The following is a 16,429-nucleotide window of genomic DNA, read 5'->3' as shown; positions in this document are numbered from 1 at the left end:
TTTCAGAAAACTACTCTTTTCAAACGGTCTTTTTGAGCTATAATTATACATGTTGAATAATTTGAATAACGAGTAAAGGTTCCTTGCATACCTGCAAGGATAAAAGGGAAGCCGGTGTAAATCCGGCGCGGTCCCGCCACTGTAAATGCTAGCTTGTCTGCAAAAAACCACTGAGCGATCGGGAAGGGGTAGATAGGTGCTGATGCATAAGCCAGGAGACCTGCCTTTACGATAACCCCACACACCCTACGAGGATAGGAAGCTGGCTTTTTACAAGTGTATTTGTACATGTAGTTTTTAGCCTTTTTCCAAGTCTCCCGGGTTAGTCGGGAGACTTTTTTCTGTAGGGAAAATATACAGAGTATAAGCATTCGTATAAGAGAAGAGCATTTCGCCTAATTTAGTTGAGATGTATGTTCTAATGGGTAGTAATGATCCGTTTGGGGCCGGTTCGATTAGCAGAAATGAAGCTCTTGTGCAGCTGAAGGAGGAAAAGAAAATGAAGAAATTTTGGCAGCTTGCCGCAACAAGTATTTTGGCAATCAGTGTTCTGATGGCCTGCGGTAGTGAAGCAGAACCGACAGAAAAAAAAGAAACAGCACAGAATGAAGAGAGTGCCGCCGGTGCATTCCCTGTTACAGTAGAAGACGCACTCGGAAAAGAAGTGACATTAGAAGAAGCACCGGACCGTATTGTATCTTTAACACCGTCCAATACAGAGATTTTATTTGGGTTAGGTTTGGATAAAGAAGTTGTTGGTGTCAATGACAATGATAATTATCCGGAGCAGGTAAAGGAAAGAACGAAGGTAGGGGGCACCGAGTATAACATAGAAACGATTATTTCGCTTCAGCCTGACGTGGTGTTTGCCCATGAATCAAGTATGTATACACTTGAGGGGGCTATCGATCAATTAGAGAGCGCAGGCATTAAAGTATTTGTAGTAGAGGACGCTGTCAATTTTAACGAAACATATGAAACAATCGAAGATGTGGCGGCATTAACGGGCAAGGAAGCAGAAGCGGAGGACATCATTGCCTCCATTAAAACAAAGCTCTCAGAAATTCAGAAGAAGCTGGAAGGTGTTGAGCCGAAGACTGCCTTTATGGTAGTAGGCGGTGCGCCGGATATTTATGTAGTAGGACAAAATACCTTCATGAATGAAATGCTGAAAGCAATTAATGTTAAAAATGCAGTACAGCAGGATGGATGGCCAAAGTATAGTGCGGAAGAATTTGTTGCTGCTAATCCTGATTCTCTTTTATTCACATATAAGGGAGACGACGAAATTATTAAAAATAACCCGGCCTTCGCTGTGATGAAAGCTGTTCAAAATAATGCTATGGCAGTAGTAGACGGAGACACGACGAGCCGTCAAGGTCCGCGTATTGCGGAAGGCGTGGAATCAATAGCGAAAGCAGTTTACCCAGAGGTATTTAATGACTAAAAAATATATAGCGGCTTATGTTATTTCAGCCGTTATATTGCTTGTCAGCATATGGTGCGGGGTATCGATCGGCTCGGTCTCTGTCCCATTTTCCACGCTGTGGGATGCAGAGGCAAACCCCACAGCCTATAGCATATTGTGGAAGATCCGTATGCCCCGGGTTGTATTGGCCGCCCTGGTCGGAGCATCACTTGCCATTGCAGGTGCTGCTTTTCAAGGGTTGCTGAAAAATCCCCTTGCTGACCCTTATACATTGGGGATATCCTCCGGTGCCTCTGTTGGTGCAGTATTTACATTATTTTTTGGAGTCTCTATTCCAGGGCTAGGCTTATTTACGCTGCCCGTTTTTAGTATGGTGGGAGCATTTATTACAATGATGGCTGTCATGTTTTTTTCAAAAATGGTAGACCGTACGATGAAGATGGAAACGCTGATTTTGACGGGAATTATTTTCAGTTCATTTCTAGGGTCCTGTATTTCATTGATGATTTCCTTAACAGGAGAAGAACTGAGATCGATTATGGGCTGGCTACTTGGCAGTGTATCGATGAGGGGATGGCCGTATGTAAAAATGATTGTTCCGTTTGTAATCATTGGTACATGTATTTTATGGCTGTACCGCCGGGAACTGAATGCGATGATCTACGGGGAAGAACGTGCAAAATATCTTGGTGTTGATGTGAAGCGCAGCAAGTATTTTATCCTGATCGGAGGCTCTATGCTCACGGGTGCTGCTGTTGCAGTATCAGGAACAATAGGATTCGTTGGGCTTGTCGTACCGCATATGGTACGCATGGTTTTGGGAACGGATCATCGCCATTTGCTGCCAATTTCCTTGTTAAACGGAGCCAGTCTGCTAGTCATCTGTGACCTTGTATCCCGGACCATTATTGCACCGACCGAGCTGCCGATCGGTGTCATTACCTCCTTTATCGGGGCTCCGGTGTTCGCCTATATTTTTTTCAGACAGCGAAAGGGGCGTATGGCATAAATGCTAAAAGTTGAACACATTTCAGGCGGCTATAGCCATATACCTGTTGTGCAGGACGTATCTTTCCATGTAGGGAAAGGAATGGTGCTTGGTATTCTGGGGCCGAACGGGAGCGGGAAATCTACTCTCCTGAAGCTGATTAGCGGTGTCATTGAACCGACTGCCGGAGCTGTTTTGATAGATGAGCGACCGATGAAGAGCTTTAGTTCCAAGGAGTTGGCGAAGAAAATGGCCGTATTGCCGCAGCTTCATGCCAATGCCTTTTCAAATTCAGTCTATGATACTGTTTCGCTCGGCCGCTATCCGCATCAGAAGGGATTTTTCTCTACGTGGTCGAAAGAAGATGAGCAGGCAGTAGAAAGGGCAATGGAGCAAACAGGCGTTTTGCAATACCGGAATACAATGATGGAATTTCTATCAGGCGGGGAGCAGCAGCGTGTGTTTATTGCACAGGCACTTGCGCAATGCTCACAAGTATTACTGCTGGATGAACCTACGAATCATCTGGATATTTCGCATCAAAAGCAACTATTGGACATGATTAGAAAAGAAGCAACAGAAAATGGCCTGACGGTTGTGTCTGTTTTCCATGATATTAATTTGGCTTCTCTTTATTGTGATGGCCTTCTGTTAATGGAAAATGGGCAGGTGAAGGCTCACGGTGCGCCGCATGAAGTGGTCCTCCAACAACAGATTACGGAGGTATACGGAGCCCAAGTATCGACATATGCACATCCGGAAATACCAAAGCCGCAGATTACAATGATGCCCGAACAGGCAGACGAGCGGCAGACACTTGTTTCTCCAGAACAGTTTGATATTACAAAGGAGTATATCCGACTTGATACCCGTCGGCCGTTAAAAGTGATCTCATCAGCTGTTCATAATGCAGGAATGGGCTGGTACAATACATTATTAAATAGATCCATTCCAGAGGACTATAACATCGATAACGTGCAAGAAGAAACGCTTCAATTTTTGAAAGGAAATGGGATCTCACCTACGAATACAGTCGTAATGTTGACAGCTGTAGCTTCAAAGCTGGCAGCGGTCCGCTCTTTTAAGGGTAATCAATGCAGTATTACCGTAGCGGTGACGGCCGGTGTCGGGAATGCAGTAGATGTGACACGTACACATGAACGCAACGATCTGCCACATATCGGCACGATCAATACGTGGGTCATCGTCAATGGCAAACTGTCGGATGAAGCCTTTTTTCAGGCAATGATCACAGCAACCGAAGCAAAAACAAAAGCCCTTGCCGAAGAAGATATTCGCGATTCTCATACATGTACAATTGCAACAGGGACAGCAACGGACAGTCTTTTGATTGCAGCTACACAGCAGGGGAAGGAAATACCTTATGCCGGTCCCATTACGGAAGTGGGTAAGCTGATCGGGCAGGGTGTGTTTGACACAACCGTTCAGGCAATCAGGCAGTATAAGCAGGCAAAAATTAAAGGAAACGGGTGATGAAAATGAAACTTTATACAAAAACAGGCGATACGGGGAAAACGAGCATTATTGGTGGACGAGTGGATAAGGACCATGCGCGTGTGGAAGCGTATGGAACAATCGATGAGCTTAATTCCATTATCGGCAAGGCAATGACAGAGCTAGATAAGAAATTATTTGAAGATATTCTGCAAGATTTAGAAGCAATCCAGCATGAACTGTTTGACGGCGGGGGAGACTTGGCGAATGTCATGAAGGAGCGCCACTACAAGCTGACGGAAGCGCCGATTGGAGTATTGGAAGAGCGAATCGATAAGCTTTCGGAAGAAGCACCGCCACTGAAAAGATTTATTTTACCTGGAGGCTCACCAGCAGGGGCAACATTGCATATTGCAAGAACAGTAGCGCGTCGTGCCGAGCGCCAGACCGTCACATTAATGCGTGAAATTGAAGATGTATCACCTGTTGTCCAAAAGTATTTGAACCGTTTATCAGATTATTTATTTGCTGCAGCCCGTGTAGTGAATTTCCGTCTTGGACTAAAAGATATTGAATATATACGAGGCAGTGACGTATTCAAATAGTATTAGTAGAATAGTAAAAAGAGCGCCAACGATGGTTAGATCGATTGGCGCATTTTTTGTGATGAATGCTAGTTTGTCGGCTCTTCCTGTATCTGGATTGTGATTGGTTCCATCTTTTCAGTTTTCATAAAGTTAACTGAGTTTTTTCCATAATGGATGACCGGCGTAAACGTTAGGGATGTAATGTCCTCTGACAGTGTATATATCGAAATCTTCCAATCATAGCCGTGGCCATCTTTCGACGTTACACCGCCACTATCATGTACAAGATGGGAACGGCCGAAATTGTCTGTTACTTCCGTGATTCTAATGGTAGAACGCGGCCATTCCTCAAGAATAGCAGGGGCAATTTGAAACTCGTAATCCACTACCGCCGCTAAATCTGAATAAGTAATAGAAGAAATAGTTAATTTGCCGTGTGTGTATTCAGAGCTTTCTGCCAGGTTCTTCGTTGTCGTCTTTAGCATCGGTACCTTGAATTCAAATGACCAATCTCCCTTGTAAGGCAGGCCAATTTCCCTGTTTTTCACAGACTGTGGATTCCACTGTACGGTCACTTCCTGAGGGGCCTCCTTATCAAAATGAGGAGCTATTTCTTCAACCCCTACATATGTGTTCTTATCGATCTTTTTAAGACTTGACGAACTGCTCATCCAACTGGCCTGCCCTTTTTTTAGGAGCGGCGGATTCCCTAAAATAGGTTGTTCCCCAAGGTCACGTTCTGTATTGAGGACAAACATGAAGATAACGTTCGTCCCGTCATAAACAGCACTTTCAATCATCATATCGATCCCATTGCTTGTCTGAATATCTCCAATCTCAGCGGCTAACTCCTCGTAGTTTTGTGGGAGAACCTCCTGATTAACAAATGGCGCCATATTTTTAATAAACGGCAGTTGGCTTGCAATGGATGGCAGGGTGAAATAGCTTGTTGTTATGATTGTGAAACCTGCTGCAGCTACAGTCATCCATGTTTTCATTCTTCGTTTCTTCCTTTTCGGAACCCCCAACACAGCCTGTTTGATTTTCTTTGTTTGTATATCAGTTAGCGGCTTTTCTTCTATCAGTTCAATATCAAGATCCAACCATTTTTGTAGGTCATCCTTCATACAAGTCGCTCCTTCAACTGTTGATTTTGCGCAAGCTTCTTCCGCCCCCGGTAAAGCCGGTTGTCGATTGCTGTAATTGTCATGCCTAGTCTATCGGCGATCTCCTGGCTCGACAGTTCAAGGAAGTATTTCATCATAAAAATATCCCGATCGGTTTCAGGCAGCTCACTTACCGCCAGCAGCAGAGCATTCTTCTGTTCCTTTTCAAGCAGAAGAGTCTGAATGTCTAATGTTGCAGGCTGTTCTTCAAGCTGTTCATCTGCCTGCTCCCGTGTCTTCTTTTTTTCCAGACTACGGTATCTATCGATAGCCTTAAACTTGGCAATTGTGCCAGCCCATTTTTTGAAATCCTCAGCCTCGCCTGAAAACTGGACGGCATTTTGCCAAATACTTAAAAAAACATCGTTTACGCATTCGTCCACAGCATACTGGCCAAAAGATGATAGAATACGATAACTAATCGCATGAACAAGCCCTCCGTAGCGTGCGATGATAAAATCCAGCGCCTCTTCATTTCCCTTTTTTAGACAGCCTATAAAATTGTGTTCATTACATTTCATACCTGATCTCCTTATTGATAGTGAGACAACGTTAAAGAATATTGTGATTTTGATGGGCCGTACAAACATAAACACTTCTTTTTCAATCAACAACAAAGTTTAACATAGCCAAAATGAAAAAGCTTTTTCGCTTATTACAACGAACCACCTTATAGAAATCTCTTAACAAAGAAAAAAATTATAAGAAAGTTTTTACATGGTAAGTATCCTTGCGCTATCATACGTAGTCGTAAAGAAAGACGGAAGGAGCGTTTGTGGAGCAGCTATTTTCCGGAAAAATATGCTTGTAAAATTTTAAATGAAAAGGTATTCTCGAAAAAACGCCTAATTTCTCTAAATACAAGAAATTTTATCGTAAATTTATGCGAAATTTTCTGACGTTTAATAGGAAAACTGTTGACTGAATGCTCATTCATTATTACAATAAGACTAACAGTTTTAATATGGAAATATAATTTTACGTTGTAGGTGATCAGACTTGCGGCAGAGAAAGATGGGGAGCTGCTGAAATGTCTTGCTTACAAAAAGGGGGAGCATGGAGTGGATACACTATTAATTGTTAACTGGGTAGCCACGATCGCCGTTATTTTATATGCATTAGGTTTGTTTGCATATCTATTAAAAACGCGCTATCAATTTATTCAGTTAGGGAGAAAAGAAGACTTTGATGCGAGGATAGGGGAACGTGTCAGTGATTTAGTAGAAAAGGTATTTGGACAGTCGAAACTATTAAAAGATAAAAAGATGGGGTTGATCCACGTCTTCTTCTTCTATGGTTTCTTAATGGTCCAGTTCGGTGCAATTGATTTAATTTGGAAGGGGCTGGCACCAGGATCACATCTGCCGCTTGGTGGGGCGTACGGCTTCTTTACTTTCTTCCAGGAGATTGTGGCTGTTGTTATTTTAGTAGCGGTTATCGGTGCATTCTACCGCCGCTATGTAGAAAAGCTTGCACGATTAAAGCGCGGTTGGAAAAACGGTCTCGTTCTGATCTTTATCGGCGGATTAATGATATCTACGTTGATTGGCAATGGGATGGGCTTAATCTGGCATGGGCATAGCTTCAATGGCTATGAGCCGGTTGCTTCCAGCATTGCCGCTGTTTTCGGCTTCCTGCCTCCAGTAGCAGCTGCTGCCATTTTCTATATTATGTGGTGGGTACATTTACTGCTGTTATTAACATTCCTTGTCTATATCCCGCAAGGAAAGCATTTCCACTTGATTACAAGTATCGTCAATGTCGGGGTAAACCGTCTGGATCGCCGCGGCACATTAAAGCCGGTTGACTTTGCAGCGCTTGAAGAGGCAGAGGATGAAGATGATATGCCGGCACTTGGAGTAGGCAAAATCCAGGACTTTACGCAAAAGCAGCTGCTTGATCTGTATGCATGCGTAGAGTGTGGCCGCTGTACAAATATGTGTCCTGCAACAGGTACGGGGAAAATGCTTTCACCAATGGATTTGCTTGTGAAAATGCGCGACCACCTCACATTTACTGGTGCTGTTGTCACAAAGCAAAAGCCTTGGGTGCCGTTCCAATTCTTTAACAATACGAAGGGGAACCAGCTGGCGATGGCTGCTGGTGCTGAAGGGGCAGTGATTGAGGATATTTACAGCCCATCTTTAATCGGCGATGTTATCACAGAAGAAGAAATCTGGGCATGTACAACTTGCCGAAACTGTGAAGATCAATGTCCTGTTATGAATGAGCACGTAGATAAAATCATCGACCTGCGCCGCTATTTAACAATGACAGAAGGGAAAGTAAACCCGGATGCACAGCGCGCAATGACAAACATTGAGCGTCAAGGAAATCCATGGGGACTTAACCGTAAAGAGAAGGAAAACTGGCGTGATCTTGACCCATCTATCAATATTCCAACGGTGAAAGAAGCGAAGAAATCCGGGGAAGGTTTTGAGTACTTATTCTGGGTTGGTTCGATGGGATCATTTGATAACCGCTCGCAAAAAATTGCGCTTTCGTTTGCTCGTCTATTGAACGAAGCAGGTGTTAAATTTGCGATTTTAGGTAACAAAGAGAAAAATTCCGGCGATACACCTCGCCGTTTAGGAAATGAATTCTTGTTCCAAGAGTTGGCGACAGCTAATATTGATGAATTCGAGAAAAATGAAGTAACGAAAATCGTGACAATCGATCCACATGCTTATAACATTTTCAAAAATGAATATGGCGATTTCGGCTGGCATGGAGAAGTGTATCACCATACAGAGCTGCTCTACGATTTAATCCAGCAAGGGCGCCTAACGATGAACCACCGTGTCGATGAAACAATCGTGTTCCATGATTCATGCTACCTTGGCCGTTACAATGATGTATACGATCCACCGCGTGAAATCCTAAAAGGCATTCCAGGTGTAAACCTTGTCGAGATGGAGCGAAACCGCCAGGATGCAATGTGCTGTGGAGCCGGCGGAGGTCTGATGTGGATGGAAGAGCATGTCGGAAACCGTATTAACGTAGCCCGTACAGAGCAAGCATTAAAAACAGAGGCATCTGTCATTTCATCGGGTTGTCCGTATTGCTTAACGATGCTCCAAGACGGTACGAAGGCAAAAGAGGTAGAAGATAAAATCGGTACGTATGATATTGCTGAGTTGTTAGAGCGCGCTGTGTTCGGCAGTGGGGCACCTGTTGATGAAGAGCCTGCGGAGGAAGCTGCAGAAGAAACGCAAGAGGATACTGCACCAATCCCAGTAGTGGAAGAAACGACAGTTGAAACAGCACAAGCGGCACCACCTTCGTCTTCTCCTGAGGAAGTGCAAGCTGCAGAAGAGGCAGTGGCCACAACTGAAGGAATTGAATCAACCGAGCTGATCCAAGCTGATGTAGAAGTAACCGAAATTTCTTCAACAGACGAACCAAAAGCATAAAAAAGAGACTGGAACATACTATGTCCCACCTCTTGTCAAAGGGTGAGTTGTCAGAGACAACTCACCCTTTCTTGTTAATTCACTTCTACATTCAGAAGTCGAATTATGGGAGTCACGTTAAAATACTTTCACATAAGGCTCTTCTTTCGTTTGAAGTTTAGTAGTAGGAGACTGAAGTTTTAATAAAGGACGCTCTATTGGTTATTAGTAAACTTTCAGTAGAGATAGATGGAAGTTGTTCGTAGTGGAGGCTGCGACTTCTGCGGGAATAGCACGATGAGCGGAAGATCTATTTTTTTGTGCCCATGCGAAAAAATTAGCTGGAGCCGTGCCCGCGAAAAGCGTCGGTTGGAACGGAGGATACCATCTTCAAAGAGAACAAAAGGCAATCGTGATGTAAAAAATCATGATTGCCTTTTATTATGCAGCTAGCGTTTTGTCCCAGCTTACTTTTATCTGATTTTAAACTTTTTTGTCTGGCCGCTTATCATAGAACGTCCATTAGCAGCTTTAATATTGTTTGTCATAACAAGCGTATAAAGTTCTCCCGTTACATAACCTTTTGCCGGTGCATGAACTGTAATCTTTTTCTGATCGACGGTAAATGTTATCCCATCCACCTGCTCCCCGGCTGCATTTAATACATATACGGTATGGTCATTGATGGAACGCGGGTCCACTGCCTGACTGAAAGAAATAGTCCATGATTTGTTTTTGGCATAGGTCCTTACTGGAGCAGGCTGAATCATCGTGAGCGTATAGGAATATTTCTCAAAGTTTGGAGTATGGGCTAAAATACTGCCTGTTTCCTGGACATCCAAAAAGTGACTTGCTTGTTTCAACTCTCCTGCCTGTTCTCCTGTTAAAGGGGAGTAGGCAAGTGAAGGAATCGCTGGATCAAGACTGTGCAGGATGACATAGTTTTTTAAGACCGTCAGCAAATCCTGCTTTTTCTCAGTACGGGAGAATTTCTGTCCTAGACCATATCCTTCTTGAAATAAATAAAATGATGTGTCCGTCATTAGGTAAGAAGGATATTCATAGCTTGATGAGTAGGCTGCCGTACTATCAAGCTGTGTGCTATTCATCTCCATTGTATCCAGATTCAAAAGCATATACTGCTGATTGTGGATGAAGGCAAAACGATCACCCGTGGAGAAAAAGTCATACTCCAGTTCATTTGGGGCGAACTCGATTTCTTTTATGATTTTCCCGTCAGCATTAAATTCAATAAACCGGTGGGTCATCTGTGATTCATCTGTTTGGTGGACAGAGTTAATATACATCATATAGCGATCCGGTTTCGTAAAATCAATTTTCTCATAAGATGCAGGATCAAGATAACGTTCCCAGTCATATACAAATACAGACACAAAATTAACAATATGATTTACTGGAAAGTTTGGCGTCAATGTCACGGTTTTATCAATCCCGCGTTTGCTATCCTGAATGTGGACATCGACTGTGGCAGTTTCTGGACAAAATCCTTCTCCGCCACATGGTGTAAGTAATGGTCTTGCATGCTTTACAGGAGGAAAGGTAAGCATTTCGCCGTTTTTCGTAAAGCCTAAAACCGGCTCTAGGCTCTGGTTATTATAAAAAAGAAGCTGGTCACCTTTAACTTCCCAATATGCAATTTCCTCCAAATAGGAAGGGAACGATTTTTGTTCAAGAGACCAAACAACCGTTAAGTTCTCATCATATAATATTAGGTTTTTCGTATCTGCTTCGTAAAACAGAAGGTAAGCTTGCCCATCCTCGGCCTTAAAGGGAAAGATATTGCCGCTTTTCAGCAAAATTTTTCTAATGATTTTCCCATTTTTTTTGTTTAGTTTATAAAAATCAAATAACAGCTGCTCTTCATCGGCAGTAAAACTGATTGCTAATATATCCCCAGTCGAGGTGGGCAACGCTGTATATAAGCTGTAGTCAAATGTACGCTGCCATTGCTCATTAAAGCCAATTTCCGCTTTTGCGCTGGCTGGTATAGTAAAGCTGCATAAAAAGAAGCAGCAAATTAAAATTGAAACGCTGCGTTTCATTTCCATCCCCCTAAAGTTGTCATACAATCAATATAGCAAAAATATCCAAGTTTTAATCATCTTATATTATGAAATTTAAAAAATACATAAATCAATTGAAAATCTTCTAACAATTTAGTATATTTTTTATATAACAATGATTTTGTTATTTTTTTAAAATAATACTGAGCGAGCGTTCAGTCGGTAAAAACTTTGAGAAGATCAATCGAAACAAAGGGGTGTTGTTGATTGAATAGAACAGTTATTTTAGAAGGTGCCCGTACACCTTTCGGTAAGTTTGGTGGCGCCTTATCAAGTCTGCAAGCAAGCGATTTGGGCGGGCATGCGATTAAGGGAGCATTGGAAAAGTCAGGTGTTCGGCCTGAAGAGGTACAGGAAGTTATTTTTGGGACTGTTCTGCAGGCAGGACAGGGACAGATTCCTTCCAGACAGGCAGCGAACAAGGCAGGTATCCCATGGAATGTAAAAACAGAAACAATTAATAAAGTATGTGCATCAGGTATGCGTAGTATAACGCTCGGTGATCAACTGATTCGATTAGGGGACGAAGAGGTCATTGTTGCCGGAGGAATGGAATCCATGTCTAATGCACCGTACTATTTGCCAAAAGGCCGCTTTGGTTTGCGAATGGGAGACGCAAGCATTGTGGACGGCATGGTGTATGACGGACTTTCTTGCTCGTTTGACCCGAAGCATGTGCATATGGGTACTTACGGAAATGCGACAGCAGATGAGTTTCACATTTCACGTGAACAGCAGGATGCTTGGGCAGAACGCAGCCATCGTTTGGCAGTGCAGGCGGCAGAAAAATTTGCCGAGGAAATCGTTTCAGTGGAAATTCCTCAACGAAAAGGTGATCCAATCGTTGTCGATTCAGATGAAGCGGTTCGAGCGGACACAAAAGTGGAAACGCTTGCAAACCTTCGTCCTGCTTTTGGCAAGGAAGGCACGATTACCGCAGGAAATGCTCCAGGTGTTAATGACGGTGCATGTGCTGTCGTTCTGATGAATGAAGAACGGGCAAAAAAGGAAGGACGCACTCCGCTTGCGACTATTTTGGCGCATACGGAAGTTGCAGTGGAGCCGAAGAATTTCCCGCAGACACCAGGGCTTGTTATTAAGGAACTGTTAGAGAAAACAGGAAAGTCGATTGAGGAAGTCGATTTGATTGAAATCAATGAGGCTTTTGCGGCTGTTGCACTTGTCAGCAATCAGATTGCCGGACTTGATGAAAGCAAGGTAAATGTAAATGGCGGAGCTGTGGCGCTCGGTCATCCGATTGGTGCAAGCGGTGCCCGTATTGTATTGACACTTGCCTATGAACTGAAGCGCCGCGGCGGTGGGATTGGCATTGCGGCAATCTGCTCCGGCGGTGGTCAAGGGGATGCAATCATGATTGAAGTAGCAAAACAGGGGGATGGACAATGACAATTCAAAAAGTAATGGTAATTGGTGCAGGTCAGATGGGGTCTGGCATTGCTCAAGTATGTGCACAAGCTGGATTCGATGTGAAGCTGAATGATATTAAACAGGAATTTTTTGAACGCGGACTTGGCGTTATGACAAAAAACTTATCTCGCGATGTAGAAAAAGGGCGTAAGACGGAAGAAGAAAAGCAGGCAATTCTAGGGCGCATTACAATGTCACTTGATCTGCGGGATGCTGCAGATGTAGACATTGTAATCGAAGCAGCAGTTGAAAATATGGAAATCAAGCAATCAATTTTTAAGCAGCTTGATGCGATTGCCCCAAAGCATGCAATTTTAGCGACAAACACGTCCAGTCTTCCGATTACGGAAATTGCGGCAGTAACGGAACGTCCTGAACAAGTTATCGGCATGCACTTTATGAATCCAGTACCGGTTATGAAGCTGGTGGAAATTATCCGCGGGCTGGCCACTGCCGATGAAGTATATCAAAAGGTAGAGGAAATGACGCGCAAGCTTGATAAGACACCAGTTGAGGTGAACGACTTCCCGGGCTTCGTATCCAACCGTATTTTACTTCCGATGATTAATGAAGCAATCTATGCATTATACGAAGGGGTAGCGTCGAAGGAAGCAATCGATGACGTTATGAAGATGGGGATGAATCATCCAATGGGTCCGTTAACATTAGCTGATTTTATCGGTCTTGATACATGCCTTTCAATCATGGAAATTCTTCATGAAGGACTTGGAGATTCGAAATACCGTCCATGTCCATTATTACGCAAATATGTGGCAGCAGGCTGGTTAGGGAAAAAATCCGGACGTGGCTTCTACATTTACGAATAGGAGGCCGCCTTTATGGAACTACGCTTTACACAAGAGCAAGAGATGATGCAGCAAATGGTACGGGATTTTGCCAAAACAGAAATCGAGCCATTCGTTGAAAGAATGGAAAGAGGGGAATTTCCCCGGGAGATTTTAAAGAAAATGGGCGAACTCGGCCTGATGGGAACAACAGCTCCTGAAAGCCTAGGCGGGTCAGAGATGGACTTTACTTCCTATATTATTGCAATTAACGAGCTTTCAAAAGTTAGCGCAGTCGTAGGAGTCATTCTATCTGTACATACATCAGTAGGAACGAACCCTATCCTTTACTTCGGTAACGACGCGCAAAAAAATAAGTATGTGCCAAAATTGGCAGGCGGTGAATATCTAGGAGCCTTCTGTTTGACGGAGCCGTCTGCGGGAAGCGACGCGGGATCACTGAAATCGCGTGCTGTAAAGGATGGGAACAACTATATACTCAACGGTGCGAAGGTGTTTATTACAAACGGGGGCGAGGCGGATGTGTACATTGTATTTGCTTCCACAAACCCGGAACTCGGGTCTCGTGGCATTTCAGCATTCATCGTTGAAAAGGGAACACCAGGGCTGATCATCGGAAAAGATGAACACAAAATGGGACTTCACGGTTCCCGCACAGTACAGCTAACATTTGAAAATATGGTCGTTCCGGCCGAGAATCTGCTAGGTGCGGAAGGGGAAGGCTTCAAGATTGCAATGAGTAATCTCGATGTCGGCCGCATTGGTATTGCAGCCCAGGCACTTGGGATTGCGGAAGCAGCATTGGAAGCAGCGACAAACTATGCAAAAGAACGTATACAATTTGGCAAGCCGATTGTGGCAAACCAAGGGGTGGCATTCAAACTGGCAGATATGGGAACAGCCGTAGAGGCAGCAAGACTGCTTGTATACCGCGCGGCAAACCTGCGGACGCAAGGTCTTCCATGCGGGAAAGAGGCATCGATGGCAAAGCTGTTTGCTTCGAAAACAGCTGTTGACGTAGCGATCGAGGCCGTCCAGATTTTTGGAGGGTACGGCTATACGGAGGATTACCCGGTCGAGCGCTATTTCCGGGATGCCAAAGTAACTGAAATTTATGAAGGTACATCTGAAATTCAGCGCCTTGTTATTAGCAAGCAGCTATTTAGTTAAACAAAGGGATTAATCGTATATAAATACAGTGGGGAAAAGGGGATTTGTACAATGAATTTTCAACTGACAGAAGAACATGAGCAATTACGGGAAATGATCCGTGATTTTGCTATTAATGAAGTAGCTCCTACAGCAGCAGAGCGGGATGAGAACGAAGAATTTGACCGCAGTATTTTTGACAAAATGGCAGAACTGGGGCTAACAGGCATTCCGTGGCCGGAAGAATACGGCGGGGCAGGCTTTGACTATTTAGCATATTGCATAGCGGTAGAAGAGTTATCACGTGTATGTGCTTCTACAGGGGTAACGCTATCAGCACACACATCTCTAGCAGGTTGGCCGATTTACAAATTCGGTAACGAAGACCAAAAGCAGAAATACCTTCGTCCAATGGCAGAAGGTAAAAAAATCGGTGCCTACGGATTAACAGAGCCGGGTTCAGGCTCAGATGCGGGCGGTATGAAAACCTACGCTGTAAAAGACGGAGATGACTATATTTTAAACGGGTCGAAAATCTTCATTACAAACGGCGGAGTAGCAGATATTTATGTAGTATTTGCCGTAACAGATCCAGAATCAAAGCATAAAGGAACATCAGCCTTTATTGTTGAGGCCGATTTCCCGGGCTTCTCTGTAGGGAAGAAGGAAAAGAAACTAGGTATTCGTTCCTCTCCAACAACAGAAATTATTTTTGAAAACTGTCGTGTACCAAAAGAGAACCTTCTAGGCCAAGAGGGTGAAGGCTTCATCATCGCGATGAAAACATTAGACGGCGGCCGAAACGGAATTGCTGCCCAGGCAGTAGGGATTGCACAGGGAGCACTTGATGCAGCAGTGGATTATGCAAAAGAGCGTGTACAATTCGGTAAACCAATTGCGGCTAATCAAGGTGTGTCATTTAAGTTAGCAGATATGGCGACAGCTGTAGAAGCTTCCCGCCTGCTTACTTATCAAGCTGCTTGGCTGGAATCAAATGATTTACCATACGGAAAGGCTTCTGCTATGGCGAAATTAATGGCTGGAGATACAGCAATGAGCGTGACGACGGAAGCTGTTCAAGTTTTCGGCGGATACGGATATACAAAAGACTATCCAGTGGAACGCTTCATGCGTGATGCGAAAATTACACAGATTTATGAAGGCACGCAAGAGATTCAGCGTCTGGTTATTTCGCGTATGCTGACAAAATAATGCATGGCAAATAAAAGAATCCGTGTTGAAACATCTGTTAAAGATGCAAGCCTAATCGAAATCCGCAGACAGCAAATTGTACGTGCAGGTATTAATCTGTTTCGGGAAAAGGGCTTTCATCGGGCAACGACAAGGGAAATCGCCAAAGCTGCTGGGTTTAGTATCGGTACATTATATGAATATATCCGGACGAAAGAAGATGTGCTTTATTTAGTATGTGACAGTATTTACAATGAAGTGACAAATCGTCTATCGCGCTTTCCGACGAATGCCGGGACAATTGAAGCATTTAAGGAGTCTATCAGTCAATATTTCCTGCTGATCGACGGGATGCTAGATGAATTCACGATTATGTATCAGGAAACAAAGTCCTTGCCGAAAGAGGCTATGCAGTATGTACTGAGCAAGGAGCTTGAAATGGTGTCGATTTTCGAGGAAATCCTAGCAGGCTGTGTAAAATCCGGGGTACTCGTACTTGATGAAAAAGAGGTGTTTTTAGCTGCTAATCATCTCGTCATTCAGGGGCAATCCTGGGCATTCCGTAAATGGGCCCTCAAAAATCGTTATACAATTGAAGAATACATTGAATTGCAGACGAATTTATTTTTAGACGGCGTTTTGCATTTTAAGAAATAAGAAGGGCACCGTTAATTGCATACGTTTTGTGGCAATTGGCGGTGCTGTTTGATTGGCGTCCGGTAAGGGGATCGGGCAGGAAGATATTTCATAACAA

At 43.8% G+C, this 16,429-nt stretch carries 13 protein-coding genes and 1 riboswitch; of the genes, 10 read left to right on the top strand and 3 right to left on the bottom strand.

Annotated features, from left to right (window positions below; all coding sequences use genetic code 11):
- Window positions 1–59 precede the first annotated feature (59 nt).
- Window positions 60–242: riboswitch (cobalamin riboswitch) on the top strand.
- Between the two features lie 257 nt (window positions 243–499).
- The 4 genes from BOD01S_RS13675 to BOD01S_RS13660 are packed head-to-tail and all read left to right on the top strand — an operon-like array spanning window position 500 to window position 4,477.
- Window positions 500–1,447 (top strand): helical backbone metal receptor, encoded by a 948-nt coding sequence (locus tag BOD01S_RS13675; RefSeq protein WP_036153495.1) that lies wholly within the window; start codon window positions 500–502, stop codon window positions 1,445–1,447.
- On the top strand, window positions 1,440–2,438 hold the full coding sequence (locus tag BOD01S_RS13670; RefSeq protein ID WP_036153112.1) for a FecCD family ABC transporter permease: 999 nt from the start codon (window positions 1,440–1,442) through the stop codon (window positions 2,436–2,438). The genes BOD01S_RS13675 and BOD01S_RS13670 overlap by 8 nt, the downstream gene beginning before the upstream one ends.
- On the top strand, window positions 2,439–3,911 hold the full coding sequence (locus BOD01S_RS13665) for an adenosylcobinamide amidohydrolase (RefSeq protein ID WP_036153110.1): 1,473 nt from the start codon (window positions 2,439–2,441) through the stop codon (window positions 3,909–3,911). It begins immediately after the preceding gene.
- A gap of 5 nt (window positions 3,912–3,916) precedes the next feature.
- Window positions 3,917–4,477, top strand: a complete 561-nt coding sequence (locus tag BOD01S_RS13660) for a cob(I)yrinic acid a,c-diamide adenosyltransferase (protein WP_036153493.1) — start codon at window positions 3,917–3,919, stop codon at window positions 4,475–4,477.
- Between the two features lie 68 nt (window positions 4,478–4,545).
- Here BOD01S_RS13660 and BOD01S_RS13655 read toward each other — a convergent pair whose 3' ends face one another.
- Window positions 4,546–5,586 carry a DUF4179 domain-containing protein gene (locus tag BOD01S_RS13655; RefSeq protein ID WP_036153107.1) on the bottom strand — a complete coding sequence of 347 codons (1,041 nt, stop codon included), beginning with the start codon at window positions 5,584–5,586 and terminating at the stop codon, window positions 4,546–4,548.
- Window positions 5,583–6,146 (bottom strand): sigma-70 family RNA polymerase sigma factor, encoded by a 564-nt coding sequence (locus BOD01S_RS13650; RefSeq protein WP_036153104.1) that lies wholly within the window; start codon window positions 6,144–6,146, stop codon window positions 5,583–5,585. The genes BOD01S_RS13655 and BOD01S_RS13650 overlap by 4 nt, the downstream gene beginning before the upstream one ends.
- A 540-nt stretch (window positions 6,147–6,686) precedes the next feature.
- On the opposite strand from BOD01S_RS13650, the gene BOD01S_RS13645 reads away from it, so the two are divergent.
- Window positions 6,687–9,038 carry a (Fe-S)-binding protein gene (locus tag BOD01S_RS13645; protein ID WP_081977906.1) on the top strand — a complete coding sequence of 784 codons (2,352 nt, stop codon included), beginning with the start codon at window positions 6,687–6,689 and terminating at the stop codon, window positions 9,036–9,038.
- 452 nt (window positions 9,039–9,490) lie between these two features.
- Here the strand turns inward: BOD01S_RS13645 and BOD01S_RS13640 are convergent, their stop codons facing one another.
- A complete protein-coding gene (locus tag BOD01S_RS13640; protein WP_036153102.1) occupies window positions 9,491–11,080 on the bottom strand; it encodes an Ig-like domain-containing protein in 1,590 nt (529 codons plus the stop codon).
- A 228-nt stretch (window positions 11,081–11,308) separates the two neighbouring features.
- Here BOD01S_RS13640 and BOD01S_RS13635 point away from each other — a divergent pair, with 228 nt between their 5' ends.
- Genes BOD01S_RS13635 through BOD01S_RS13615 form a run of 5 tightly spaced genes read left to right on the top strand, consistent with a single transcriptional unit; the run spans window position 11,309 to window position 16,332 of the window.
- Window positions 11,309–12,508, top strand: a complete 1,200-nt coding sequence (locus BOD01S_RS13635; protein ID WP_036153100.1) for an acetyl-CoA C-acetyltransferase — start codon at window positions 11,309–11,311, stop codon at window positions 12,506–12,508.
- Window positions 12,505–13,356, top strand: a complete 852-nt coding sequence (locus BOD01S_RS13630; protein WP_036153097.1) for a 3-hydroxybutyryl-CoA dehydrogenase — start codon at window positions 12,505–12,507, stop codon at window positions 13,354–13,356. Before BOD01S_RS13635 ends, BOD01S_RS13630 begins: the two co-directional genes overlap by 4 nt.
- A 12-nt stretch (window positions 13,357–13,368) precedes the next feature.
- The gene (locus tag BOD01S_RS13625; protein WP_036153094.1) at window positions 13,369–14,505 is read left to right on the top strand and encodes an acyl-CoA dehydrogenase; all 1,137 of its coding nucleotides are present in this window, start codon (window positions 13,369–13,371) and stop codon (window positions 14,503–14,505) included.
- Between the two features lie 51 nt (window positions 14,506–14,556).
- A complete protein-coding gene (locus BOD01S_RS13620) occupies window positions 14,557–15,696 on the top strand; it encodes an acyl-CoA dehydrogenase (protein ID WP_036153092.1) in 1,140 nt (379 codons plus the stop codon).
- A 3-nt stretch (window positions 15,697–15,699) separates the two neighbouring features.
- Window positions 15,700–16,332, top strand: a complete 633-nt coding sequence (locus BOD01S_RS13615) for a TetR/AcrR family transcriptional regulator (protein WP_036153089.1) — start codon at window positions 15,700–15,702, stop codon at window positions 16,330–16,332.
- The last annotated feature ends 97 nt before the right edge of the window (window positions 16,333–16,429 follow it).

The organism is Lysinibacillus odysseyi 34hs-1 = NBRC 100172 (genome assembly GCF_001591965.1).
In the GTDB taxonomy this organism is placed as follows: Bacteria; Bacillota; Bacilli; order Bacillales_A; family Planococcaceae; genus Lysinibacillus_B; species Lysinibacillus_B odysseyi.
Note: the sequence above shows the minus strand (reverse complement) of the source record. Positions and strands in the feature narration are given on the sequence as shown.

What these genes read in the sequence shown, in the direction of transcription:
- BOD01S_RS13675 (WP_036153495.1), top strand. Translation starts at nt 500, where the DNA reads ATGAAGAAATTTTGGCAGCTTGCCGCAACAAGTATTTTGGCAATCAGT.
- BOD01S_RS13670 (WP_036153112.1), top strand. Translation starts at nt 1,440, where the DNA reads ATGACTAAAAAATATATAGCGGCTTATGTTATTTCAGCCGTTATATTG.
- BOD01S_RS13665 (WP_036153110.1), top strand. Translation starts at nt 2,439, where the DNA reads ATGCTAAAAGTTGAACACATTTCAGGCGGCTATAGCCATATACCTGTT.
- BOD01S_RS13660 (WP_036153493.1), top strand. Translation starts at nt 3,917, where the DNA reads ATGAAACTTTATACAAAAACAGGCGATACGGGGAAAACGAGCATTATT.
- BOD01S_RS13655 (WP_036153107.1), bottom strand. Translation starts at nt 5,586, where the DNA reads ATGAAGGATGACCTACAAAAATGGTTGGATCTTGATATTGAACTGATA.
- BOD01S_RS13650 (WP_036153104.1), bottom strand. Translation starts at nt 6,146, where the DNA reads ATGAAATGTAATGAACACAATTTTATAGGCTGTCTAAAAAAGGGAAAT.
- BOD01S_RS13640 (WP_036153102.1), bottom strand. Translation starts at nt 11,080, where the DNA reads ATGAAACGCAGCGTTTCAATTTTAATTTGCTGCTTCTTTTTATGCAGC.
- BOD01S_RS13630 (WP_036153097.1), top strand. Translation starts at nt 12,505, where the DNA reads ATGACAATTCAAAAAGTAATGGTAATTGGTGCAGGTCAGATGGGGTCT.
- BOD01S_RS13625 (WP_036153094.1), top strand. Translation starts at nt 13,369, where the DNA reads ATGGAACTACGCTTTACACAAGAGCAAGAGATGATGCAGCAAATGGTA.
- BOD01S_RS13620 (WP_036153092.1), top strand. Translation starts at nt 14,557, where the DNA reads ATGAATTTTCAACTGACAGAAGAACATGAGCAATTACGGGAAATGATC.
- BOD01S_RS13615 (WP_036153089.1), top strand. Translation starts at nt 15,700, where the DNA reads ATGGCAAATAAAAGAATCCGTGTTGAAACATCTGTTAAAGATGCAAGC.